The following is a 25395-nucleotide window of genomic DNA, read 5'->3' on the forward strand; positions in this document are numbered from 1 at the left end:
TCTAATTTATAATCATTCTAATCTGTTGTTCATTATGATCTCTTTTATGTACGGTGTCAATGCTCGGCAGCGATTATGAAGAAGTCTTCATCAGGAGGGAAAATGGAAGCATGAACGATGCACTCATTGGCAGTTTTATATCAGCCATGTCTACCGGCCTAGGGGCCGTACCGATTCTATTTATGCGCAAAATATCGCACCGTCTGCGTGATATCTTGCTGGCATACGCCGCAGGTATTATGACCTCGGCCTCGGTGTATAATCTCATTCCGGAAGCACTTGGCCAATCGAATCTCTTTGTACTTGCATTTGGTATTATGCTTGGTAGCCTGGTTCTACTGGTGCTGGAGATGAAGATTCCACACGTCGATCTGGAGAATCCCGAGAAAATGCCTTTTAAAATTGAAACCAAAGCCTTCATGATTATTGCAGCCATCACCATGCATAATCTGCCGGAAGGGTTATCCGTTGGCGTCAGCTATGCAAGCTCGGATGAGAACCTGGGCAATCTCATTGCCTTTTCCATTGGATTGCAGAATGCGCCGGAAGGATTTCTGGTGGCCCTTTTCCTAGTAAACCAGAACATTGGCCGCTTCAAAGCGCTGGGTATTGCCACCCTGACCGGAGCGGTAGAGATTATTACAGCTATGATTGGTTACACCTTGAGCAGTCTCGTAGCTGGTCTTGTGCCTTATGGTCTGGCCTTTGCAGCCGGTGCGATGATGTTCATTGTTTATAAGGAACTTATTCCCGAGAGTCACGGCGATGGCAATGCACGTGTGGCGACGATGTCCTTTTTACTCGGGCTCATCACGATGATTGGTCTGACCGAACTGTTTTAATTGAAGACTAAAGAACCCGGCGAACAGTCCAAGACTGTCAACCGGGTTCTTTGTTTAGCCACAAATGAAGATTCCATGAAATTACTGGGATCGTCTGTCAGAGGTATTAGGCCCTCTCCTGATCAGGATTGGATGAAACGAATCAATTCCGAATTGAATTTTTCCAATTCATCATAGAATGCACCATGACCACTCTCTTCAAAAGCAATCAGCTGAGACGAAGCGATGCCTTGGTGCATCTGCTCGGCGAACTCAAACGGACAGATCTCATCTTTTTTCCCGTGTAAAATGGCTGTTGGCACCTGAATGGAACTCAGGTCACCTCGCAAGTCCTCATCCCGCAACGCAATTGCACTGCGAATGGTACCATAAGATGAAGCTTCCATGCCGAGGGCGTGGAACCAATCCATGAATGGCTGACTGTGTTTCTTCGCGAAGAACATGCCGCCAAACGTCTCCAGTAACTTCGGACGATCTGCAAAGATTGGCTCAATGATCTGCTCGTTCAGCTGCTCTGGAGTCAATCCATACGGATAACCTTCACGCTGTGTGAACACAGGTGCTGCCGCAGATAACAAGGCCAGCTTGGAGACGCCATGTCCCTTATGGCGAGCCATGTAATGTACTGCGATCGCTCCACCCATAGAGAATCCTGCGAGTACCGCGTCTTTCAGCTCCAGATCATCAATAACGGCACGAACATCGTCTGCCATGCGATCATAATCATATCCTGTGGAAGGCTTATCCGATAAGCCATATCCTCTAAAATCTATCGCAATGGCACGAATGCCATGGTTCGGCAGTACGTTCAATTGATATTCAAACATTTTATAATTAACAGGCCAGCCGTGCAAAAAGACAACCGGGGTTCCTTCGCCAATATCTTCAACATATACTTTTACATTTGGTTCCACTTGTACATAACGTCCCATATTTCACAGCTCCCTTAGTATCGAATCGTCTCTTCGAATCATTACCCGCTGACCCAAGGTTCAAACGTAAGCTGTTCAACCAGCCGCATACTACTAGCGAGACCAATTAGCCATTTTCCTCTTCTAATCTGATTACCGTAGCAGTCTAAGCCCATTCAGAATAACCAGAATTGTACTGCCTTCATGACCTACCACACCCAGAGGCAATGCAACGTCTTGGAGGAAGTTACCAACAATCAAAGCCAGAATAACGGTAATGGCAAAAAACATATTCTGTTTCACCGTGCGCTGTGCTCGACGAGCCTGCCCAATCACCCAAGCGATCTCTTCAATGTTATCGTTCATCAGTACCGCATCAGCGACCTCCAGTGCAGTCCCGCTGCCGGACAATCCCATCCCCATACCCACAGTAGCTGCTGCAAGTGCCGGTGCATCATTGACACCATCCCCTACCATCAGCACAGGACCATACTGTTTGCGGAGTGCTTGTACCTGCTTCACCTTATCTCCAGGCAACAAGTCTGCATAGACCATGTTTACTCCAGTTTCACGCGCAATTACAGAAGCTGATCTGGCTCGATCTCCTGTTAACATGGCAACTTTTACACCCATCGCTTCAAGCTTTTTCACTGCAGCTGCTGCCTGTGGCCGTACCATATCCCGCATCGCGATCAGCCCGACTAATTCACCATCAGCCATAACAGCGGATACGGTTTTTCCCTCCCCTTCAAGACGAGAGCATACATCGCCCCACTCAGAAGATACCTTCACAGGGTTAACATCATGTTCATCTGGATCAACGTTGCTGCCTGTCATCTTCTCTGACTGCATAGATCTCAGTACATCTGTTTTGCCAATGCTCCAGACCACATCGTTCACAGTTCCTTCGATGCCCCAGCCTGTTAGAGCCTGTACGTGCTCCGCTTCCTGAAGTGTAATGTTCTCCTTGTTCGCCTGATCTACGATGGCACGAGCCAAAGGGTGCATGGACAGGTTCTCAATCGCCGCTACTGCAGCTAACAGCTGGGCACGATCTACATGTTCAGCCGTAATAATATCGGTCACTTGCGGGGTGCCCATGGTCAATGTACCTGTTTTGTCAAAAGCCACGACCCGCGTGCGAGCCATATTCTCCATATGGGCACCTCCCTTAAAGAGAATGCCTCGGCGGGCGCTGCTGGACATCGCGGACAGCATAACAGGCATGATGGAAGACACCAATGCACAAGGTGAAGCAACCACCAGAAACACCATCGCTTTATAAAATGCCTCATTCCATGTCCAGCCAAGCAGTAGTGGAGTTCCTGCAATCACAAGTAAAGTCACCCCTACAACAATACGTGCGTAAATTCCTTCAAACCGCTCCATGAAACGCTGGGAATCCGGCACTTCGGACTGCGCTTCTTCCACCATTTTAATGATTTTGCCAAACAGTGACCCTTCAGCCGATTTTTTAACCTCTACGTATAATGCACCCTCCCCGTTTACCGTACCTGCATAGACTTCATCCCCCGCAACTTTGTCCACAGGCAGGGATTCTCCGGTGATGGATGACTGATTGATAAAAGAACTCCCACGGTACACCACGCCATCTGCTGGGATGAGTTCTCCCGGTTTGACCAACAGCAGATCACCCGGCTCCAGATCATCAATAGCCACGAGGTTCATCTGTCCATCCTCAATACGCAGTGCAGTCTCTGGCTTGAGCGCCAGTAAAGATGAGATATCCTTATGACTGCGCTCTGTCGCGTAACTTTCCAATGCACCACTGAGTGCAAAAATAAAGATCAGCATCGCACCTTCATTCCAGTAATCGATGGCTGCTGCCCCAAGGGATGCGGCAATCATCAGCAGGTTTACATCCAGATCACGTTCCTTCACCAGTGTCTCGATGCCTTCCTTCGCTTTGGTCCAACCGCCAACGGCATACGCCACAATGTAGAGCATGATGGATAAGGTACCAAAATAAGGTGCAGTTCCCCAGGCAATCAGCATCAACAGCCCGCTGCCCAATGCAGATTGCATCTCTTTATTCTGCACCATGGCTCGAAACTCAGGCTTACGTCCCCGGTTTGGGCCTGGTGTTTGGGATAAGCGCTGTTCCGCTTGTTTCTGTCTGTGTAGTGGTTGATGTATCGCTTGCATATGAATCACGTTCCTTTCGAATGGTAGGTTTGCGGATGAAGAGTCTGCTAAATTCCGCTCCCAAAAATGAAGTTGTATTGAGAATGAGAGCCATTGTTAATGCCCTAAAAATGACACATGCTGCTACGGGAATCCCGCAGCAGCATGGTTTTGTGAATGATTTTGACATAATCTCGAATGAGAATGATAATCATTTTTGCACTTATGCAATTGTGTTTACTCAATACAACTTTTAATCAGTATATGCCTGCGATCCACATTTGTAAATGGGCTTTTTTCGATGGATAGTCATACATGCGTGTTCAAAAAGACAAAAAGCCGCTGTCCCGGAGGACAACGGCTTTAACCATCTATTGATACTCATATGACCTGTTTATGGCATATCACTTAAGTGATTGTTTACACATCCACCCAAATGCCATTTACGCGCCTACACTTGCTCCCTGACTTGCTTTGATGGCTTGCTCCAGATCATAGATAATGTCTTGAATGTTCTCCGTACCCACAGACAGACGAATCAACTCCGGATTAACCCCTGCTGCGGTTTGTTCATCTTCGGTCAACTGCGCGTGAGTTGTACTTGCCGGGTGAATAATCAGTGACTTGGAATCGCCCACGTTTGCAAGGTGAGAGAACAGTTTGACACTTTCAATCAATTTGCGGCCTGCATCCGCACCACCTTTGATTCCAAAGGTTAGAATCGCACCCTGCCCTCTTGGCAGATACTTCTGTGCAAGCTCATAAGAACCGTGGCTCGGTAGACCTGCATAACTTACCCAAGACACATCCTCATGTTTCTCAAGGAATTCTGCAACCGCAAGGGCGTTGCTACTATGACGCTCTACGCGCAGATGTAATGTCTCGAGTCCTTGCAGCAACAACCAGGAGTTGAATGGAGAGATCGTTGCACCCAAGTCACGCAGAAGTTGTACACGAGCTTTGATAATATAAGCAATCGGTCCAACCGCTTCCGTATATACCACACCGTTATAACTGGAGTCCGGCTCCGTCAACCCAGGGAACTTGCCACTTGCTTTCCAGTCAAATTTCCCGCTGTCCACTATAACGCCACCAATGGATGTACCATGACCGCCAATAAATTTCGTTGCAGAGTGAACGACAATATCTGCGCCATGTTCGATTGGACGAAGCAGGTACGGACTTGGGAATGTGTTATCCACGATCAAAGGAATTCCATGTTCATGAGCGATGGCTGCCACCGCTTCAATATCCAGTACATTCCCCTTTGGATTACCGATCGTTTCGGCATACAATGCTTTCGTTTTCTCCGTAATCGCTGCCCGGAAATTCTCAGGATCACTGGAATCCACAAATTTTACGTCCAGACCCAGTTTCGGCAAAGTCGTCGAGAACAGATTGTATGTACCTCCATACAAACTCGCCGAAGATACGATCTCATCACCTGCACCAGCAATATTCAGAAGTGAAAACGTAATGGCTGCCTGACCAGAAGCTGTAGCCAGCGCTCCAGCTCCGCCTTCCAACGCCGCAATTCGTTGCTCAAACACGTCGGTTGTTGGATTCATCAGACGGGTATAAATGTTGCCAAACTCTTTCAAACCAAACAAGTTAGCTGCATGCTCGGTGTCCTTGAATCCATAGGATGTTGTCTGATACAAGGGCACAGCTCGTGCGTTGGTGGTTGGATCAATCTCCTGGCCTGCATGAATTGCCAATGTTTCAAATGAAAGCTCACGTTCGTTTGACATAAATCTGAATCCTCCCTCAATATATACGTTCTTTAAGTTCCTGATGTCTTTGCATGGTGGCGTATGTTTTCCATATTCTCTCACAAGATGTCGCATTTGAAAAGACTTATTTCCGATTGTTCCGATAAGAAATATTAAATATGTACATTATCGATTTCTGTACCAAAAAAAACCTTTGCACTCGCAAAGGTTTTTCAGCTACTTTGGCTTCGGTATGCAATACCTCATCCTGGGTTTGGTTAGACCCGAACTGCACTCCATACTTCACGCAAATGTTTGGCCGCAGGTACAGCTTCCTCCGCAGTTACGCCTTCAAGTGAAATATCGATATGTGGCTTATACGTTTTTAACAATTCAAAAAATAACGGGTAATCCAGTATTCCTGCCCCAGGTACCGGATTAAACTTCTCTCCCTGTGCATCAAAGGCTACATCTTTGGCATGGATCACAATCATGCGCTGATACAGCGATTCCATCACCTCGCGCAAGAAAGCCCCTTGATCTGCTACATGTGGTTGCTTGATCAGATTACACGGGTCGAACAGCATCCCCAGATTTGATGAAGGAATCTCTTCAAACAAACGTGTCATATGTTCATGGGTATGAAGAGTATGTGTCGACACAGGCTCAATCGCCGCATGCACGCCCCATTTCTCCGCTTCCTCAGCCAACTCCTCAACCGTTTCTTTCAGCACACTCCACGCCTTCTCTTCATATCCATCCGGATGTGTATCCTGATAGGTGTCCAAGCCGCCGGTCTCCGTTGCTACCATGCTGCAACCAAAATCCCGGGCATAACGCAGATGCTCCTTGAATCGATCAATGTCCGCACGTCGTCTTACCGGATCAGGGTCAATCGGATTAATATAACAGCCCAGTACCGCAATCTTCACCCCGCGCTGTGCAAATTGATCTCCGATCTCATTCGCTAGCCCTGGGCTCAGCTTGCCATTCGATGAGTCCACATCTGATAATGCTTTGGCCAGCGCCAGCTGTACGGAATTAAATCCGTTATCCGCAATCGTCTGCGCAAGCTGTGCTGTAGGCTGTTTGCCAAATGTATGCGCCAGAATACCAAGTTTCATCTCACTGCCTCCTTATGCTAATCCGATTATCAAGTGATTAACGTGCCATCCAGCCGCCATCGACATTCAGCACATGACCATTCAGATAATCCGAAGCGGCAGATGCCAGAAAGACAACCGGGCCTTTCAGATCTTCAGGTGTTCCCCAACGCCCAGCAGGAATACGGGCTGTAATATCCCGGTAACGATTCTCGTCCGCACGGATCTGGGTAGTATTATCGGTTTCCATATAACCAGGTGCGATACCGTTAATCTGGATTCCTTTACCTGCCCATTCATTGGCGAGTGCTTTGGTTAATCCGGCAACGCCATGTTTACTGGCTGTATACCCTGGCACATTGATCCCACCTTGATAGGACAACATGGATGCAATATTAATGATTTTGCCACTTCCACGTTCAATCATATGTCTGCCTGCCAATTGGCTTAGGAAAAATACAGTGTTCAGGTTCAGACCAATTACATCATGCCAGTCCTGAACTGCATGATCAGCCGCAGGTGTGCGACGAATGATTCCGGCATTGTTGACGAGAATGTCAATTCTGCCCTGGAACGCAAGCGCCTGTTCGAACACAGCCGACAACTCATCTTCACGACTTAAATCCGCTTCAATCACATAAGCTTTGCGTCCGAGTGCTTCAATGGCACTTGCCGTTGCCGCAGGCTTGGAATAAGAGACCAGCACCACATCAGCACCTGCTTCTGCCAAACCAATGGCCATCCCTTGTCCAAGTCCTCCCGAGGTACCTGTCACCAGTGCAACTTGTCCGCTTAAATCAAATGGGTTCATGAATGATTCCTCCGCATGGTTTTGATATGCAATTCTTAGATCCGTCCGTTCTTTAATCCCATGAATGATGAATGAGGTTAACTTTGATAATCCACTGTGACACCGCTCTGCTCGTATAAGGCAACCGTCTCTTCATCCAAACGACTATCGCTGATAATGTAGTCCAGTTCCGAACACTGGGCGAAAGTTCGCAGTGCAAATTGTCCGAATTTATAATGATCCACAACGCCGTATACTTGCTGCGAGGCAGATATCATTGCTTTTTTCAAAGGAACCAGATCTCCCGTGTATATGGATAATCCAAATTCCGGATGAAGGGCTGTGGTGGATATAAAGGCTTTATGAATGTTAAGACTGGATATAAACGTAGCCGTATCATCCCCAACCAGCATATTCCGTACACGCGCCCCGCCAGGCACAACCAGTCGCACTTGCTCCTTTTTGGTCAACTCCGCAATAATGAACAGGTCATTGGTCACCACCGTCAGAGGTTGATTATCGAGACGTTTGGCCATCTCCAGCGTAGTGCTGCCACCATCGAGAGCAACGATATCTCCAGGTCGAATGTAAGCAAGGGCACGTTCAGCAATCTCCGTCTTCTCCGAATGATGCTTCTCGGTAACTCCGCGGCTATTCAAGATGCCATACTGGTCATTCTGAGCCAGCATAGCACCACCATGGACACGTACGAGCAGTCCCATACTCTCCAACTTGTCGAGATCCTCTCGCACAGTCTTCCCCGTCACCTGCAACAACTCACTCAGATCACTGACGGTTACTTCCTGGCGTTCCAGCAGAGCCTCCATAATTTTTTCATGTCTTTTCAATGGATTCATCATAATCAACTTCCTATATTACCTGAGTTAAATGGTAGTTTCGCACTTACACTTCGGGTACAGAAAACCTTCCGATCACTCTTATCCCCATATTTCCTTTGATCCCTTATTTAAAGGGAGAAATCTGGTGATAAAGGCGCACGCTTCGCTTCTTCTGGTCCTTTCTGTACCCTCCGTTCTAGTGTCTACCCTGTCAATTTAACTCAGACATCTGTAATTTATTATTTCAGGTCTTTCATCGCTACGCCGTCCATATCTTCGAACGTCTGGTTCTCACCAGCCATCGCCCAACAGAAGGTGTAATTGCTTGTACCCACACCACTGTGAATGGACCAGCTTGGGGAAATGATCGCCTGGCGATCACGTACAACCAGATGGCGTGTTTCGTTTGGCTCACCCATCATATGGAATACAACACCGTCTTCAGGCAAGTTCCAGTACAAGTATACTTCGGAACGGCGGTTATGGGTATGTGCAGGCATCGTGTTCCACATGTTACCCTTGTTGAGTTCGGTAATGCCCATCACCAACTGACAACTCTGAATTCCGCCTTCTCCTTGGTGAATGTAACGATAGATCGTACGCTCATTGGAAGTTTCGATGCTGCCCAGATGATTTGGCTGAGCTTGTTCTTGTGTTGCTTTTACTGTTGGATAGGTGTGATGAGCCGGTGTGGATACAAAATAGAATTGGGCAGGTTGAGCCTTGTCACTGCTTGTGAACACAACTTCCTTCACACCTCTACCGATGTAGAGACATTCCTTCGCTCCAATCTCATAACCTTGTCCGTCCGCTGTCACTGTTCCGTGACCACCGACATTAATGATACCGATTTCACGACGCTCCAGGAAAAAGTTCGTTCCGATATCTTTCAGGTTCACTTCAAGGGTAATGTCCTTGCTCTCAGGTACAGCCGTTCCCACAATATAACGATCCACATGAGAATACACCGTTACCAATTCATCGGTTGCAAACAGTTGCTCCATCAAAAATTCCTCACGCAGGCGAGATGTATCATACGTTTTCACTTCATTGGGATGTGCAGCATAACGATTTTCCATTATTAATCCATTCCTTTCGTCATTTAAATTAGTTGGGATTGAGTTTGATAATGTTCATATAAGTTCATTTTAGTTCATTATGTATCTTTTGTGTACCTTTATTTTTGAAAAAGTAATTTATGTGATAATGAGCTTAAGACTTTTTTCCAAGTCTTATGTACTACTGTATTAAGAGAACCTTCCCCTCGATACCCGATTCAGCCGCTGTAATAGCCTGTTGTACATTCGTTAGTTCATACGTCGCCCCAATGTTTGCCATGACAAGTCTCCCTGCTCTGACCAGCTCCATCACCTCATGAAATACCTGTTCCCAGCGTTCTTGCGAACAGCGTTCCACCCAATGTTTTAACCAGAAAAGTTTCACATGAACTTGTGTTCCCCGGGTTACTTCATGCCATAACGGTGTGATCCCCGAAAGCAGTCCTACACTGATGACCGTCCCATTTGGTTTAAGGCAACTCACCAATTGTTCCCCGTCTGTCCCTCCAATACAATCCACGGCTGCATCAGCACCGTATCCCTCTGTTAATTCCGTAATTCTAGACTGTAGCAACTCTTTCGTCGTATTGATAACAGAAACTGCTCCAAGACGATACAGTTCAGCAGTATGACGATCATCTCTCGTAAGCGCAATCAATTTAAATCCATAAATTTTTGAGATCTGTGCAAAGATTCGCCCGATTGCAGATCCCCCTGCATTCACAATCAGGGTATCATCATACGTAAGCTTAAGCACCTCTGTACAGATCAACCAAGCCGTAACCGGATTAATATAGAGCTGGCTGGCTGAGTGATCATCGATATCATTCGGCACAATAATTGTATGTCGCTCCAAAGTCTTCACGACGTCCTGCCAAGTATTCTCACCTTTTAGTGGCAAGACGCGGCGCCCCAACATTTGATTGGATACTCCCAATCCTACTGCTTCTACTATCCCCATACCCTCAAACCCGGGAACAGCTGGTAATCGGGTACGATGCGGGTAAGCTCCTCGAACAGGAATAATATCGGAGGGATTAATAGGCCGAGCATACATCCTCACTGCTAATTCACCGGGTCCAGGGGGTATCACATCTTTTTCTTCCATACATAACACTTCACTTGGTTCGCCAAAACGATAATAACGGATTACCCTTGCTTTCATTGGTACATCTCCTAAAATAATTTTTCTAAAATTTCTCTAACTAAAATATTGAATATATTTCCAGAGTGTATGACAATAGTATCACTGGTAAATTATTTCATAAACGACTTATTAAGATATAATACAACTTTTTCATTAAAATATGCGATAACTTCTGATTCGAAAAAAAGAGCCCCACAACCTTGAATTCCAAGGTCGTGAAGCTCTTCATCATGTGAATTAATGTGCAACAGCGTTGTTAAGCATGATCCAGATCGAACCAATCACGATAGTCATCATAATCAGTAATCCGAAAATAAGTGCCATCACATTCCAGCGTGGTTTCCCTGTTTCACGGATATGCATGAAGAAGAAGAGTTGAACCACAAACTGAAGTGCTGCTGTACCAAGAATCACAACGAGTGTTCCTGTTTTGCCCATCATGTCGTTCAAAACCACCACAAGTGGAATGATTGTCAGTACGACGGACAGAATGAAGCCGATGACATAAGACTTCAGTGAGCCATGTTGTTCATGGCCGTGGGAATCATGTGAGTTGTGCTCTGCCATCTACATCACCCCCATGAGATAGACGATCGACAGGAGGAAAATCCATACGACGTCCAAGAAGTGCCAGTACAAACTGATGACGTTGATTTTACCGCGAGTAACATCAGTAATACCACGTTTTTTCAGTTGTAACATAAGTCCAATCATCCAGATCAGACCAAGCGATACGTGAAGTCCGTGAGTTCCCACAAGGGTGAAGAATGCGCCAGAAGCAGCACTCGTTGTAAAGCTGAACCCTTCGTGAATCAACTCAATAAACTCATATACTTCCAGTGCGATAAAGCTTGCACCCAGAACGGCTGTAACTGCCAGCCAACTGATTAATTGTTTTACTTTGCCTTGATTCATCGCCAGTACGGCTAGTCCGCTCGTGAATGAACTTGTGAGCAAGATAAACGTTTCGGCAATAACACCAGGCATTTTGATCAATTCAGACAAAATCGGTCCGCCCGCCGTATTGTCACGCAACACAATGAAGGTTGCGAACAATACGGAGAACAGGATAACGTCGGAAATCAGGAAGAACCAGAAACCGAGAATTTTCATTTCCTGTGGATCATGATGTCCATGGTCGTGACCATGTGCATGATTCTCACCGTGCTTAGCGGCTGCTTGAGCCATCTATACCGACCCCCTTAACGACGCTTCGGTACGTTTAATTTCGTCGACCGGAATGTAATAATCCGTATCATATGAGAATGAACGGGCGATCATACAGATCCCTACGCCAGCGAGTCCGAGAATTGCCATCCACAACCATCCGAATACAAAGCCGAAACCGGCGATGAACCAGAAGACAGACATGATGAACGGAATTCCAGAGTTCTTCGGCATATGAATCGGCTCAAGCGGTTGCTCTGCCGGATAGATGCCTTTGGCACGACGTTCTTTCTCTTCCCACCACTCATCAATATCATCTCCGCGCGGTGTAACGGCGAAGTTGTATTCAGGAGCTGGTGAAGGAATTGACCACTCCAGCGTACGGCCATCCCATGGATCGGCGGAAGCTTTAAGTGTTTTGTATTTGCGAATACCGTCTGCGATTTGTGCAACTTGGAACAGGAATCCGACACCCATCAGGAATGCCCCGATTGTGGATACGAAGTTCAGTTCCCACCAGCCAGTATCCCAGCCGTATGTGCTCAGACGACGTGTCATACCCATTAGACCGACAGCGTACTGCGGCATGAAGCAGACATAGAAACCAATATTCCAAGTCCAGAATGCCCATTTGCCCAGTTTCTCTTCGAGTTGGAAACCGAACATTTTAGGCCACCAGTAGTACAGACCTGCGAAGTATCCGAAGACAACGCCACCGATCAATACTTGGTGGAAGTGGGCAATCAGGAAGTAACTGTTGTGGAACTGGAAGTCAGCAGGAGCAACGGATAACAGAACGCCTGTCATACCCCCGACAATAAAGCACGGGATAAAGGCAAGTGTCCACATCATCGGAGTCGCCATGCGAATCCTTCCTCGATACATGGTAAACAGCCAGTTGAATATCTTAACCCCTGTTGGAATAGCAATCAACATCGTAGTTACGGCGAAGAATGCATTCACGTCTGCTCCGGAACCCATCGTGAAGAAGTGATGCGCCCATGTGAAGAAGGACAGGAAGCTGATGATCAACATCGCGAATACCATCGATTTGTAGCCAAACAGTTTTTTCCGAGAGAAGGTACTTACAATCTCGGAGAACACACCGAATGCCGGCAAGACGACAATGTATACCTCAGGGTGACCCCACATCCAGATCAAGTTGATATACATCATTGGGTTACCGCCCAGATCAAGTGTGAAGAAATGCGCCCCGGCAAACCTGTCGAGGAATAACAATGCAAGTGTCACAGTCAAGATCGGGAAAGCAAACAAGATAATGATACAAGTGGAGAATACCGACCATGTGAACATCGGCATTTTCATCCATCTCATGCCTGGCGCACGCATTTTAATGATGGTAACCAGGAAGTTGATACCGGTAGCCAAGGAACCGATACCCGATATCTGTATACCCCATATATAGAAGTTCTGTCCTACCCCCGGACTGTGTGACAGCTCCGATAGAGGCGGATAACTCAGCCATCCTGCATCCGGTGAACCACCGATAACAAATGACAGGTTAAACAGCATTGCTCCCAGGAAGAATAACCAGAAGCTCAGTGCATTCAGGAACGGGAACGCAACGTCCCTTGCTCCGATCTGTAATGGCACGATAACGTTAAATAGACCAAACATAAATGGCATCGCCATGAACAAGATCATGATCGTACCGTGAGTTGTAAAGACCTGATTATAATGCTCAGGATTCAGAAATTCATTGTTAGGCATAGCTAGCTGAAGGCGCATCATTAGCGCATCCACACCACCACGGAACAACATGATAATGGAAGCAATGATATACATGATACCGATCTTTTTGTGATCGACAGTCGTTAACCAGTTACGCCAGAGCCAGCCCCATTTTTTGAAATAAGTTAGCACCGCTACAATAGTAATCATGGTAATTCCGATAGCTACCATCGCACCATAAATGAGCGGATCACCGGTTACGAAAAACTCCGATGCAAACTCTTTAAGTCCCTCTAACATTGGGGGCCTCCTTTCGAATCTTTAGTTAGCACTCTCGTCCTCGTCTTGATTGGACGTATCAGTTGCATTTTGAATGGCTCCAGAAGCTTCTTTTGAAGTTCCATGCTTACTGTGAGCACTTTGACCATCTACTACATACTTGGTCACAATATTTTGGAACAATCCTTCTGGGAAGGCAGAATAATAAGCAACGTTGCTTGTGCCTGGCTCAGCCAGTGCTTTGTAACCTTCTGTAGTCAACGCCTGAGAACTCTGTTTCACTTCAGCTACCCAATTGTCAAAATCTTCGTCCGATGTAGCATTCACATCAAAACGCATTTCTCCAAAATGCTCACCTGTGAAGTTAGCGCCTGAACCCCAGTACTTGCCTTCATGATCTGCCTGCAGATACAAGGTCATCGCCATACCCGACATCGTATAAATCTGTCCTCCAAGTTGCGGAATCCAGAATGAGTTCATCGGTGAATCCGCAGTGAGTTCAAATTTCACGGGCCGGTCTGCCGGAATATTCAACGTATTAACCGTTGCAATTCCTTGTTCTGGATACATAAACAGCCATTTCCAGTCCAGTGAAGACACTTGGATGGTAATTGGTGCTTTCTCGTGAGCCAACGGCTTCGAAGGTTCCAAAACATACGTGTAACGAATCGTTACAATTGCAAGTATTCCAATAATAATAATTGGAATGGTCCACCATACAACCTCCGCTTTGGTGCTATGAGCCCAGTTAGGTTCATATGCTGCTTTGTTGTCCGGTTTCTCACGGTAACGCCATACGATTACGGCAGCCAAAATGAGTACTGGCACAATAATGACAGCACACAAAATTGTCGAGATGACAATCAAATCTCTCTGCGAAGCGCCAATTGGCCCCTTCGGATCCAGAACAACGTACTGTCCGCCTGCCAGCATTGGCCAGACAATCAATGCAATTGTAACCAACGTCAGGACAACCGGAATGATAATCCGGATTAGCGACCTAGGTTTCTTGTTCATTTTGATCCCCTCTCCTTAAATTCGCTCATACTGAAAAATCAGTATACTACTCTCTTCCTACTAAAGATATCAGAAATGAACAACTTTTTTGTTCTTGTTAACAAATTTGTCGATTTTACACCTTAAATGTGTGAATTTTTTCTCACAAATCGCTTGCATGCTTGATATTTGTACTTCGTAATCTTTACACATCAAGTCACAAAATAAAACCCTTTGCAGTCCCGTTGAACAGTGTCAACGAATCCGCAAAGGGCTTTATTGACTGGATTCCGGGAACTCATCCAGTCTTATTATGAACGAATTAACGCAGGATTATAATCAATCAGCGCCTTCGTCTTCCCGGCGTGTATGAACAAGGCCAATCGCTTTGGCAATAACGTAAATAAACACACTACCTACAAGGAATCCAATACCAACCATCAAGCCAAGATTACGATCATTAAATTCGTTCAGATTGATCAGACACATGATCACTCCCGTAATGAGTGCGACCCATGCCAGAACTGTCATCGTCAAGACGGCGCGCCGCATATTTTTGTCTTTGCGCTCCAATTGGCTAACCATTGCTGTCTTCGATGCCATAGTAAACACTTCCTTTTCCCTTTTTGTAAGTGCTTTCCTTATACCAATATACCACATCAGTATGATTTTTAGTCAACAAATGTTCAAATTTTATTCGCAATTTGGACACTTTATTTTCATTTCGACCATTGACAAAACATTATTAAATTCTTTCATACTTCTTATAACCCAAAAAACGTCTCTTCATAACAGGAACTGCACTTGACCTTATGAAACCTTTATGAACTACTCCTTTCCAACGGTAAAAACACAAAAAAAGACGGCACATTGGAATACTCCAATGTTACCGTCGTTCTCAGCTTTAATAAGGGAACCATATATAATGAGGACCTGCTTTACCCTTGAAACCTGCCACCCAAACTATTGGGGATTATGTTCGTTCCGTGTCTCCAACCAATTATTCTTGATAACGTTCTGATACCAGTAATAACTCTCCTTCGGTGTTCTCACGAGTGAACGATAGTCCATATGAACAAGACCAAAACGCATACGGTAGCCTTCTGCCCACTCGAAATTATCCATCAGTGACCATGCCATGTACCCTTTCAGGTTAATGCCGTCATTAATGATGCGGTGAATTTGAGCCAAATGCTGCTCATAATATGAAATCCGGCGATCATCGTTAATTTTTCCGTTTTCCAGGTCATCATTGATGCAGGCACCATTCTCTGTGATATATACATCCACATTGCCGTACTTTTGCAAGTAATGCATAAATTCATACAAACCACGTGATTCTACGGGCCAGCCAATATCAGTTTTGGTGAGGCCCATATCAACTTCTTCCGATTGCAGAGCACCTGCCTCCGGATTGAAGCGATTGATCCCCATCGTGTAATAGTTAATGCCGAGCAGATCGATCGGTTGCGAGATAATCTCCATATCGCCTTCCTGAATTGGCACAGTAGCCCCCGCTTCTGCAAACCAATCCACCATAAACTGCGGATATGAACCTTTGTAGATTGGATCAAGGAACCAATCGGTATTAAGCGCAATTGATCGGTCACACGCAGCTTGGTCCTCGGGAGATTTGCTGTACGGCTCAGCCCAGCACACGTTCGGAGCAATACCAATCTGACCGGTTGTTCCCAAGCGACGGAAAGATTGAACGGCTTTACCATGAGCAACCAGTAATCCATGTGCCACATTAATAGAAGTTTGCAGGTCTTTGTTTCCTGGCGCATGAATCCCCAGAAGGTTCGACAGGAACGCGATACACCATGGTTCGTTGAATGTCAGCCAGAAGTTGATTTTGCCCGAGAATTCTTTGAAAATCACTTCCGCATATTTCACAAAAGCATCCACAGTTCTGCGGTTGCCCCAGCCTCCGTCATCCTCCAGCGTTTGCGGAAGATCCCAGTGATACAGTGTGAGGAACGGTTCAATTCCAGCTGCGATTAATGCATCCACGAAGCGGTGGTAGAAGTCCAGACCTTCCCGATTGATCTCACCATCTCCGTCAGGAATAATACGCGGCCACGCAATGGAGAACCGGTACGTATTAATCCCGAGTTTCTTCATTAGTTCGATGTCTTCCTCGTAACGGTGGTAACTGTCACATGCGACATCCCCATTGTCTCCGTTATATACCTTGCCAGGTGTGCGCGCAAACGTATCCCAGATGGATACCCCGCGTCCACCTTCCTGTGCAGCTCCTTCTATTTGATAGGAAGCTGTTGCTGTTCCCCAGCGAAAATCTTGCGGAAATTTAAAAATCGTCATGGTTGGCTCCTCCGTCTCATAATGACACGCGGATCGTCTGTCCTGCGGTCATGGTTAAAATAATTACATAATCGCCCTGAGGCGTAAGCTCTGCCTTGGCTTGTTCGTTTCCTTCCACACGCAGCGGATAAGCACTGCGAACGGTCAGCGTGTCACTTCGTTCTGCTTTGATGACTGCTGACGCAAGCTTGTTGTCCGCCCATGTTATTCCCACTGTATAACTACCTCTTGCACGAAGCCCTTCAACTCGACCTTGAGTCCAGAGTTCAGGCAGTGCCGGCAGTAAATGTAACTCGTTCAAGTGACTCTGCAACAACATCTCGGCTATTCCAGCCGTGCCTCCAAAGTTACCATCGATCTGGAACGGCGGATGATCGTCAAACAGATTCGGATGTGTGGATCGGGCCAGCAAGGTGCGCACAAACTGATGTGCCTGGCTGCCATCCAGCAGTCGTGCATACAGATTGATCAACCATGCACAGCTCCATCCTGTATGCCCACCACCTTGTGAGATACGACGTTCAAGCGATACCCTTGCAGCTTCCACAAGTTCTGGTGTGTGCACTCGATTGATCTGCTCTCCCGGATACAGTCCATACAGATGGGAGACGTGACGATGCCCTGGCTCGGATTCGGCAAAATCCTTAAACCACTCCAGCAATTGTCCTTCGCTTCCAATTCGGAATGGATAGAGTTTCTCCAGAGCCTCACTCCACTCGCTTGCCAACGACTCATCTATATTTAGTTGCTTCGAGGCCTCAATACAGCGGCTGAACAGTTCACGAATTAACGTCATATCCATCGTTGAAGCCATGGATATACTGCGTGCCTCCCCAGCATCTGTGAGAAACTTATTCTCTGGTGAAGTGGATGGAATCGTAACCAGATAACCATCGGGCCCTTCCACCAGCCAATCGAGACAGAACAGCGCCGCCTCTTTCATGATGGGATACGCACGTTCCTCAAGAAAACGCTGATCCCCGGTAAATTGGTAATGCTCCCATAGATGCGAGGTCAGCCACACGCCACCCATCGGCCAAAAAGCCCAGCTTGCATCTCCACCTGTCGGTGTAGAGGTTCTCCAGATATCCACGTTATGATGGGCAGTCCATCCACGGGCTCCATACAGAATCCGCGCCGTTCTTCGTCCTGTATCACTGAGATCGGTCAGCATATCAAACAGTGGCTCATGACATTCACTGAGATTACAGACTTCCGCTGGCCAGTAATTCATCTCCGTGTTGATGTTGATCGTGTAGTCACTGTGCCATGGCGGCTCTACCTGATGATTCCAGATTCCCTGCAGATTGGCAGGCTGGCTGCCCGGACGCGAACTAGCCATTAACAGATATCTTCCATATTGAAAATAAAGTGCCTCCAGTCCAGGGTCTTGTTGCCCTGCCTGATAAGCCTGCAGCCGCTCATCTGTAGGTAATTCGCCGTTAGCCGATACCCCTAAATCAATAGAGACTCTGTTAAACAACGCGCTATGATCCTGAATATGTCGGTCACGAAGCGCTTCCGCGCCATGTGTGGTCGCTTTGGAGATCATCTCCTTGCATTCCTCTTCCAATACAAGATGATCCTTCACAGGTAACACATCGTAACTCTCAAAGGAGGTAGCCGCTGCCAGATAAAACACAACCTGATCAGCACCCAGAATATGTAACTTGCCTTCCAGATTGGAGACCTTCACCTGGTCACCAGATGCCGTAAATGCTAGACGGACAGCATAAGCCGTTCCCCGATCCTCTTCATAGAGAACGGATTCCGGGTGATCTCCGAAGTAATTGGACTCCACATGACTTGGGCACCGACTGAACATGGTTAGAGCATCTCCCGAAGTCTCAACGCGATAAGGATGGGGACTGTCTAGCGTAACACTTACACTCACAGCGCCCTTCTGATCAGCAGTTAATGTGCAGACCATCAGATCATCCGAAGCACTTGAATACACTTCACGTACGTATTGAGTTCCTTCCAATGAGTAGGTTGTGGTTGCAATACCCGATTCCAGATCAAGCTCCCGTTCAAATGCATCATATGAAAGATCTTCCAGACCCTCATGGTGCAATAGAAAATGACCCATCGGCTGGTAAGCCTCCACATCACGACCAAGCATTTCACGGTTCAACAAATCCTCAGCTTCACCATACTGCCCAGACATGATCAACTCTCGCGTCTGCTTCAAATACCGCTGACTGCTGTATTGAATCGTATCCCGTGGAAACCCTGACCATAATGTATCTTCATTGAGCTGAATTCGTTCATCTGCTGCGCCACCGTACACCATGCCTCCAAGACGGCCGTTTCCGATGGGCAATGCTTCTTCCCAGCGTTTTGCCGGTTGTTGATACCATAGACGATTGATTTTAGGTTGGTTATTGTGTTGGGACATGATTAGCTCCTGTTCCTGAATAAGCTGTATATTTCTTATGTTATAAAACGTTTTCGGTAAGTGCTTACAATAATAAAATTATATGTGATTTCAAAATTTGCGTCAATGCAAATCATCACATCATTCCACAAAAAAAAGGCCCCGTATAGGGCCCTTTCCTTGTGTAACCATGGATCACAGACAATCCATATTATTTTACGTCTTTTCCTGTCCACAGAGAGACACGTTCCTTAACCCAAACCGTAAATTGTTTCTCCATTTCAACTGCACCCGCTTTGTCCAAATCAGCCAGTAAAGCATCATAGGTTGCATCAAAGTTTGCTGGTGTAGTCAGAACGGCTTCCGGAATCCGTTTACGGATGATATCCTGCGTTTTCTGGAACGTTACCTCATAGTCTGTACCGGAAGGTACGGACATGTTATACGCTGCGCCCCAATCCTTAACTGGCAGATCTTCTTCAGCCGGATAGAACTCTTTCCAAGTCGTGATACCGTAAGCTTTCAGCGTTTCTTTCTCTGCAGCCGTGTAACCAGCTACAATCTGCTCAGGGAAGTTTGTTGTGTAATAGTTATCCGTAGAATCTTTTACACCATCACCGTATCTTGCGCTAAATATGTTATACATCCCAATTCCTGTTTCCTTGCTGAAATTGGAGTTGTCATTCGTTTTGCGGTCCTGTACGTCATCTGGAATCACGCGTTTACCATCTTCTACGTTGTAATGTTCACCTTCGATACCCCAGTTTCTCAGAACTTGTCCTTCATCGGAAGCAAGCCAATCCATGAATTTGATGATACGCACTGGATCTTTGGCCGAAGTTGTAATCCCGATGCCATAACCGTCAAATCCGGCTGGTTGGAACGTGTGATCCACAATCTCATCGTTAAGTGATACAGAGAAGTGAGCGTATGTGGCATCATCCTTACCAGATGATTTAAGCGCGTTCTCCGCTTCTTGATAGTTCCACTCTTGGTCAATCAGACCGAGGACACGGCCACTGGCAATTTTGGACTTGTATTGGTCATCCTTTTGAACAAAGGCATCTTTGTCCAGTAGGCCTTCATTGTACATTTTATTCAACCAGCGGAAATATTCTCTTTCCTCTGGACGTTTATAGTGCAATTTGGCTTCATACGTTTCAGGGTCAATGTAATATTCACCATCATCCGGTGCACCTGTTGCCTGGAAAGCCGGGTTCGTTACCGTGATCATGATTTTCCAATCATCTGCATTCAATGTTAATGGAATGGTTGGTTGACCATCAATGGTTGGATGTTTTTCATAATAAGCTCTGAGTACATTCTCGTAATCCTCAAGTGTCTTCACTTCAGGGTATCCGAGCTCTTTCAATACTCTTTGCTGAATTTCAAATCCACCTGTAGCGTCAAACGTAACATTATCAACACCCATATTGGTTGGAATGGTATAGATCGCTTGATCTTCCAAACTGTATTTCAAACGGTTCATCTGTTCCCCATAGATTTTTTTCAGATTGGGAGCATGCTCCTCAATCAGATCCGTGAGATCCAGCATCGCGCCTGCATCCACAAGCTTAGATAAGTTACCTTTAGGGTAGATCATATCAGGAAAGTCACCACTGGCAGCCATCAGTGCAATCTTCTGGTTACCACCATCGTTTACATCATATTCAGCTTCAATTGTCACGCCTGTTTGCTCCGTAATCTTTTTACCAACAGCATCTTGCATCTTGTTCCAGGTCGGACTAGCATCCCCCCCGAAGAACGTAACTGTAATTGGTTCGGTACCGCTGGACTCTGTAGTCTCTTTGGTTCCCGAATTCCCACAACCAGCTGTAACCAACATTGCACTTGCGAGCATCAACATTGCAAACGTCTTGGGTGTATTGCCTTTCATTTTGCCTCTCATTGTCTAGTTCCCCCTATTATTTATGAAGGTTTTATCTGTATAACAGGCTTTATGCCTGAGGATACCACTTTTTTTGAATGCGCTTTCGGTATCGTCTATTCCGACGTGTTCACTAAAGCTGACGTTTCGATTCTGCAAAAAGAAAGATTCTTCTTCTAACAAACGTAAAACGTTTTCGGAAATTAGATAAACCGCTTACTGAAAGTGCTTACATGATAGATTATAGGCTATCCATCACCTCACGTCAACAATAAAAAAAGCCCTTGAGAAAGGGCTTTTTTTGCTATGAAAATCCTTAACTTTAATGCTTGGTTTTCAAGCTTATTTCACATCTTTTCCAGTCCAGAGAGCTACACGTTCTTTGATCCAAACCGTGTATTGTTTCTCCATCTCCACTGCACCCGCTTTATCGAGTTCAGCCAGAAGACTATCATATACGCTGTCGAAGTTCTCAGGTTTGGCAAGGATCGCTTCTGGAATACGTTTACGTACGATATCCTGTGTTTTCTGGAACGTTACGTTGTAATCCGTGTCAGATGGTACAGGCATGTTGTATGCTGCGCCCCAATCTTTCAGCTTCAGATCATCTTCGGAAGGATAGAAATCTTTCCATGTTGTAATACCGTATGCTTTCAACGTTTCCTTCTCAGCGGCAGTGTAACCTGCTTGAATCTGTTCAGGGAAATTCGTTGTGTAATAGTTATCTGTGGCATCTTTCACACCATCACCGTATCTGGCGCTAAATACGTTATACATGCCTACGCCTGATTCTTTGGTAAAAGCAGAGTTATCATTGGTTTTGCGATCTTGTACGTCATCCGGAATGATGCGTTTACCATTCTCTACTTGGTAATGTTGGCCTTCAACACCCCAGTTTCTCAGGACCTGACCTTCCTCGGAAGCAAGCCAATCCATGAATTTGATGATACGTACCGGATCTTTGGCCGAAGTTGTGATTCCGATACCATAACCGTCAAATCCTGTCGGTTGGAACGTATGATCCACAATATCCTTGTTCAGGGATACGGAGAAGTGGGCATATGTTTTGTCGCCACCGCTAGATGATTTCAAAGCATTTTCCGCCTCACCATAGTTCCACTCTTGGTCAATTAGACCAAGTACACGGCCACTGGCAATTTTGGATTTGTATTGGTCATCCTTTTGAACAAATGTATCTTTATCAAGCAGACCCTCATTGTACATTTTGTTCAACCAACGGAAATATTCTTTTTCTTCAGGACGTTTGTAGTGTAGAACGGCTTCATACGTCTCAGGGTTGATATAATACTCACCGTCATCCGGTCCACCCGTAGCTTGGAATGCAGGGTTCGTTACCGTAATCATAATTTTCCAGTCATCTGCATTCAATGTTAACGGAATCGTCGGTTGACCATCAATCGTTGGATGTTTTTCATAATACGTTCTCAGTACGTTCTCGTAGTCCTCAAGCGTTTTTACTTCAGGGTAGCCAAGCTCTTTCAATACTCTTTGTTGAATTTCGAATCCGCCCGTAGCGTCAAATGAAACGTTATCTACACCCATGTTGGTCGGGATCGTGTAAATGGCTTGATCTTCCAAACTGTATTTCAGACGGTTCATCTGATCACCATAGATTTTTTTCAAGTTGGGAGCATGCTCCTCAATTAGATCGGTCAGGTCCAGCATCGCGCCTGCATCCACAAGCTTAGACAAGTTGCCTTTAGGATAGATAATATCAGGGTAATCACCACTGGCAGCCATCAAAGGAATCTTTTGGTCACCGCCATTATTCACATCATACTCAGCTTCAATTGTAACTCCCGTTGCCTTAGTAATTTCTTGACCGACAGCATCCTTCATGTTATTCCAGTTCGGACTCGCGTCTGCACCAAAGAATGTAAAGGTCACTGGACTGGTTGTATCTCCGGAATCAACCGGTTTCTCTGAAGCGTTAGTTCCTCCTCCACTGCCGCTGCATCCTGCTGTAATTGCAAGAGCACTGGCTAACAGAAGCATTGCGAATGTTTTTGGTGTTTTGCCCTTCATGTGTAATCCCCCTTATGGATATTAATGAAGCTGTATATTTGTATAACAGGCTGACCTGCACATACCGTGACCAGATGAAACAAATGTAATTTTCTTGTTTTTATAACATTAGAAGCGTTTTCTTAAAAAATAAAAAAATGTTCTTCTTTCCTTATTTCCTCTTCATTCTGCAAATGTTTACTTTGAGATTCAGGTGTATGCCACGTGTTGTACAAGCAAATGTAAGTGCTTTCATACTTGAATAATAATCGCTCCTATATCCCTTGTCAATAGTGAATTTATAAAATTGAAAACGTTTTTTAGAAAACGTTTTAGATAAAAAAAGAACCCAAATATTCTGGGTTCTTTTTCGTTTTAGATCTGAATTGCTAATCGTTTATTTAGCCTCTTCACCGCTCCACAATTGAACACGGTTTTGAACGAGTTCTGTATATTGTTTCTCCATATCCTCTGCTCCTGCTTGGTTCACTTCTGCAATCATGCCGTCATAGATCGCATCGAACTGTTCAGGAGTACTCAGAATGGCTTCCGGGATACGTTTCCGAATGATATCCTGTGTTTTCTTGAAGATGACGTTGTAGTTGGAGTCACCTGGTGTTGGCAGATTGTATGCTGCTCCCCATGGTTTGATTGGGAATTCATCTTCACTCGGGAACAGATCTTTCCACGTCGTAGCACCGTAAGCTTTGAGTGTTTCTTTCTCTGCATCGGAATATGCTGCCACGATCTGTTCAGGGAAATTCGTAGTGTAGTAGTTATCCGTTGAATCCTTCACACCGTCTCCATAGTGACCGGACATATTGGTGTACAGTCCAATACCCGTTTCTTTCTGGAATACGGCTGCATTATTGGTTTTCTGATCCAGAATGTCGGCAGGAATGACACGTTTGCCGTCCTGCACTTCATACTGTTTGCCCTCAATTCCCCAGTTCATCAGCACTTGCCCTTCTTCAGAAGCCAGGTAATCGAAGAATTTGATCGTACGAACCGGGTCAGGATTCGATGTTGTAATCCCTACACCCCAACCGGATACAAAACCAGGGTCTTGGTAGGCATGATCCTTGATATCCTCGGACAGGGTTACTGGAAAGTGTGAATACGTTGCTTCAGTCTTACCAGCGGATTTCAATGCATTTTCTGCATCGGAATATCCCCAATCCTGGTCAATGACACCCAGAACACGTCCACTTGCAATTTTGGATTTGTATTGGTCTGTTTTCTGGATAAAGCTGTCCTGATCCAGCAATCCAGTGTTGTACATATGGTTCAACCAGCGGAAGTATTCTTTTTCCTCTGGACGTTTGTAATGCAGACTTGCTTCATACGTCTCTGGATCGATGTAGTATTCACCATCATCCGGAGCTCCTGTTGCCTGGAAGGCTGGGTTCGTTACGGTAATCATGATTCTCCAATCATCCGCGTCCAGTGTTAACGGGATGGTTGGCTGACCATCAATTGTTGGGTGTTTTTCTTTGTACGCCTTCAATACATTCTCGTAATCCTGAAGTGTACGTACTTCCGGATATCCGAGTTCTTTCAGTACACGGTGCTGAATGCCAAATCCACCACCTGCATCAAAATACTTTTGGTCTACCGCATAATACGTTGGCAGCACATAAATAGCCTGATCTTCATTACTGTATTTCAACCGGTCCATGTAATTACCATACAGCTTCTTCAGATTGGGAGCATATTGGTCGATCAGATCTGTCAGATCGAGCATTGCTCCGGCATCCACCAGTTTGCTGAGTTCTCCTTTGGGGGAGACAATATCCGGATAGTCTCCGCTCGCCGCCATTAAGGATATTTTATCTTGACCACCACTAACGGCAAATTCACCGTTAAGGGTTATCCCTGTTTTTTCCGTAAGGACTTTACCTACTTCATCCTTCATGCCATTCCAGTTCGGACTGGGGTCAACGCTGAAGAAATCAAAAGTAAGTGGAGTTGTCTCTGCGCTTGTATCCTTGAACGACGTATCACTGCCGCTTCCTCCACCGCAACCTGCGAGTAAAGACATTGCAAGCACTGGTGCCAGTGCAATCTTCATTTTGGAACTTGCCATAATGGTAATCCTC

19 protein-coding genes are annotated in these 25395 nt (G+C 45.8%); 1 reads left to right on the forward strand and 18 read right to left on the reverse strand.

Annotation, left to right across the window (positions count from 1 at the left end):
* Nucleotides 1-110 precede the first annotated feature (110 nt).
* The gene (locus MKY01_RS27320) at nucleotides 111-842 is read left to right on the forward strand and encodes a ZIP family metal transporter (protein WP_036606933.1); all 732 of its coding nucleotides are present in this window, start codon (nucleotides 111-113) and stop codon (nucleotides 840-842) included.
* Between the two features lie 122 nt (nucleotides 843-964).
* Here MKY01_RS27320 and MKY01_RS27325 read toward each other — a convergent pair whose 3' ends face one another.
* From MKY01_RS27325 to MKY01_RS27410, 18 genes are all read right to left on the reverse strand, one after another.
* Nucleotides 965-1774 (reverse strand): alpha/beta hydrolase, encoded by an 810-nt coding sequence (locus MKY01_RS27325; RefSeq protein WP_127546588.1) that lies wholly within the window; start codon nucleotides 1772-1774, stop codon nucleotides 965-967.
* 132 nt (nucleotides 1775-1906) lie between these two features.
* Nucleotides 1907-3919 carry a heavy metal translocating P-type ATPase gene (locus tag MKY01_RS27330; protein ID WP_282320211.1) on the reverse strand — a complete coding sequence of 671 codons (2013 nt, stop codon included), beginning with the start codon at nucleotides 3917-3919 and terminating at the stop codon, nucleotides 1907-1909.
* A gap of 422 nt (nucleotides 3920-4341) precedes the next feature.
* A complete protein-coding gene (locus MKY01_RS27335; protein WP_036606925.1) occupies nucleotides 4342-5649 on the reverse strand; it encodes a homocysteine synthase in 1308 nt (435 codons plus the stop codon).
* 239 nt (nucleotides 5650-5888) lie between these two features.
* Nucleotides 5889-6734, reverse strand: a complete 846-nt coding sequence (locus MKY01_RS27340) for a sugar phosphate isomerase/epimerase (RefSeq protein WP_339284300.1) — start codon at nucleotides 6732-6734, stop codon at nucleotides 5889-5891.
* Between the two features lie 37 nt (nucleotides 6735-6771).
* The gene (kduD, locus tag MKY01_RS27345) at nucleotides 6772-7524 is read right to left on the reverse strand and encodes a 2-dehydro-3-deoxy-D-gluconate 5-dehydrogenase KduD (RefSeq protein WP_036606921.1); all 753 of its coding nucleotides are present in this window, start codon (nucleotides 7522-7524) and stop codon (nucleotides 6772-6774) included.
* A 77-nt stretch (nucleotides 7525-7601) separates the two neighbouring features.
* Entirely contained in the window at nucleotides 7602-8360 is a 759-nt protein-coding gene (locus tag MKY01_RS27350) for a DeoR/GlpR family DNA-binding transcription regulator (protein WP_339287277.1), read from the reverse strand.
* 221 nt (nucleotides 8361-8581) lie between these two features.
* On the reverse strand, nucleotides 8582-9421 hold the full coding sequence (gene kduI / locus MKY01_RS27355) for a 5-dehydro-4-deoxy-D-glucuronate isomerase (RefSeq protein WP_036668043.1): 840 nt from the start codon (nucleotides 9419-9421) through the stop codon (nucleotides 8582-8584).
* A gap of 160 nt (nucleotides 9422-9581) precedes the next feature.
* Complete coding sequence (locus tag MKY01_RS27360) at nucleotides 9582-10565, reverse strand: zinc-dependent alcohol dehydrogenase family protein (protein WP_339284302.1); 984 nt, start codon at nucleotides 10563-10565, stop codon at nucleotides 9582-9584.
* A gap of 219 nt (nucleotides 10566-10784) precedes the next feature.
* Complete coding sequence (cyoD, locus tag MKY01_RS27365) at nucleotides 10785-11114, reverse strand: cytochrome o ubiquinol oxidase subunit IV (RefSeq protein WP_017692224.1); 330 nt, start codon at nucleotides 11112-11114, stop codon at nucleotides 10785-10787.
* Nucleotides 11115-11735 carry a cytochrome o ubiquinol oxidase subunit III gene (cyoC, locus tag MKY01_RS27370; RefSeq protein WP_036606911.1) on the reverse strand — a complete coding sequence of 207 codons (621 nt, stop codon included), beginning with the start codon at nucleotides 11733-11735 and terminating at the stop codon, nucleotides 11115-11117.
* A complete protein-coding gene (locus MKY01_RS27375) occupies nucleotides 11736-13706 on the reverse strand; it encodes a cbb3-type cytochrome c oxidase subunit I (protein ID WP_127546595.1) in 1971 nt (656 codons plus the stop codon). It lies immediately after the preceding gene.
* 21 nt (nucleotides 13707-13727) lie between these two features.
* A complete protein-coding gene (gene cyoA, locus MKY01_RS27380; protein WP_076253565.1) occupies nucleotides 13728-14702 on the reverse strand; it encodes a ubiquinol oxidase subunit II in 975 nt (324 codons plus the stop codon).
* A 318-nt stretch (nucleotides 14703-15020) separates the two neighbouring features.
* Nucleotides 15021-15284 carry a hypothetical protein gene (locus tag MKY01_RS27385; protein WP_036606904.1) on the reverse strand — a complete coding sequence of 88 codons (264 nt, stop codon included), beginning with the start codon at nucleotides 15282-15284 and terminating at the stop codon, nucleotides 15021-15023.
* A 360-nt stretch (nucleotides 15285-15644) separates the two neighbouring features.
* Nucleotides 15645-17006, reverse strand: a complete 1362-nt coding sequence (locus MKY01_RS27390; protein WP_127546597.1) for a GH1 family beta-glucosidase — start codon at nucleotides 17004-17006, stop codon at nucleotides 15645-15647.
* A 16-nt stretch (nucleotides 17007-17022) separates the two neighbouring features.
* The gene (locus MKY01_RS27395; RefSeq protein ID WP_127546599.1) at nucleotides 17023-19404 is read right to left on the reverse strand and encodes a glycoside hydrolase family 95 protein; all 2382 of its coding nucleotides are present in this window, start codon (nucleotides 19402-19404) and stop codon (nucleotides 17023-17025) included.
* A 190-nt stretch (nucleotides 19405-19594) separates the two neighbouring features.
* A complete protein-coding gene (locus MKY01_RS27400) occupies nucleotides 19595-21280 on the reverse strand; it encodes an ABC transporter substrate-binding protein (RefSeq protein ID WP_127546713.1) in 1686 nt (561 codons plus the stop codon).
* 333 nt (nucleotides 21281-21613) lie between these two features.
* A complete protein-coding gene (locus MKY01_RS27405) occupies nucleotides 21614-23317 on the reverse strand; it encodes an ABC transporter substrate-binding protein (RefSeq protein WP_339284304.1) in 1704 nt (567 codons plus the stop codon).
* Nucleotides 23318-23693: 376 nt separating this feature from the next.
* Nucleotides 23694-25382 carry an ABC transporter substrate-binding protein gene (locus MKY01_RS27410; protein ID WP_282320204.1) on the reverse strand — a complete coding sequence of 563 codons (1689 nt, stop codon included), beginning with the start codon at nucleotides 25380-25382 and terminating at the stop codon, nucleotides 23694-23696.
* Nucleotides 25383-25395: the final 13 nt, after the last annotated feature.

The sequence above is a fragment of the Paenibacillus sp. FSL R5-0486 genome (assembly GCF_037975155.1).
Lineage (GTDB): Bacteria > Bacillota > Bacilli > Paenibacillales > Paenibacillaceae > Paenibacillus > Paenibacillus amylolyticus.

Coding starts and splice junctions, on each gene's coding strand:
- MKY01_RS27350 (WP_339287277.1), bottom strand. CDS start 8,360: ATGAATCCATTGAAAAGACATGAAAAAATTATGGAGGCTCTGCTGGAA.
- kduD (WP_036606921.1), bottom strand. CDS start 7,524: ATGAACCCATTTGATTTAAGCGGACAAGTTGCACTGGTGACAGGTACC.
- kduI (WP_036668043.1), bottom strand. CDS start 9,421: ATGGAAAATCGTTATGCTGCACATCCCAATGAAGTGAAAACGTATGAT.
- MKY01_RS27360 (WP_339284302.1), bottom strand. CDS start 10,565: ATGAAAGCAAGGGTAATCCGTTATTATCGTTTTGGCGAACCAAGTGAA.
- MKY01_RS27400 (WP_127546713.1), bottom strand. CDS start 21,280: ATGAAAGGCAATACACCCAAGACGTTTGCAATGTTGATGCTCGCAAGT.
- MKY01_RS27385 (WP_036606904.1), bottom strand. CDS start 15,284: ATGGCATCGAAGACAGCAATGGTTAGCCAATTGGAGCGCAAAGACAAA.
- MKY01_RS27375 (WP_127546595.1), bottom strand. CDS start 13,706: ATGTTAGAGGGACTTAAAGAGTTTGCATCGGAGTTTTTCGTAACCGGT.
- MKY01_RS27335 (WP_036606925.1), bottom strand. CDS start 5,649: ATGTCAAACGAACGTGAGCTTTCATTTGAAACATTGGCAATTCATGCA.
- MKY01_RS27410 (WP_282320204.1), bottom strand. CDS start 25,382: ATGGCAAGTTCCAAAATGAAGATTGCACTGGCACCAGTGCTTGCAATG.
- MKY01_RS27395 (WP_127546599.1), bottom strand. CDS start 19,404: ATGTCCCAACACAATAACCAACCTAAAATCAATCGTCTATGGTATCAA.
- MKY01_RS27320 (WP_036606933.1), top strand. CDS start 111: ATGAACGATGCACTCATTGGCAGTTTTATATCAGCCATGTCTACCGGC.
- MKY01_RS27405 (WP_339284304.1), bottom strand. CDS start 23,317: ATGAAGGGCAAAACACCAAAAACATTCGCAATGCTTCTGTTAGCCAGT.
- cyoA (WP_076253565.1), bottom strand. CDS start 14,702: ATGAACAAGAAACCTAGGTCGCTAATCCGGATTATCATTCCGGTTGTC.
- cyoC (WP_036606911.1), bottom strand. CDS start 11,735: ATGGCTCAAGCAGCCGCTAAGCACGGTGAGAATCATGCACATGGTCAC.
- MKY01_RS27325 (WP_127546588.1), bottom strand. CDS start 1,774: ATGGGACGTTATGTACAAGTGGAACCAAATGTAAAAGTATATGTTGAA.
- MKY01_RS27330 (WP_282320211.1), bottom strand. CDS start 3,919: ATGCAAGCGATACATCAACCACTACACAGACAGAAACAAGCGGAACAG.
- MKY01_RS27390 (WP_127546597.1), bottom strand. CDS start 17,006: ATGACGATTTTTAAATTTCCGCAAGATTTTCGCTGGGGAACAGCAACA.
- cyoD (WP_017692224.1), bottom strand. CDS start 11,114: ATGGCAGAGCACAACTCACATGATTCCCACGGCCATGAACAACATGGC.
- MKY01_RS27340 (WP_339284300.1), bottom strand. CDS start 6,734: ATGAAACTTGGTATTCTGGCGCATACATTTGGCAAACAGCCTACAGCA.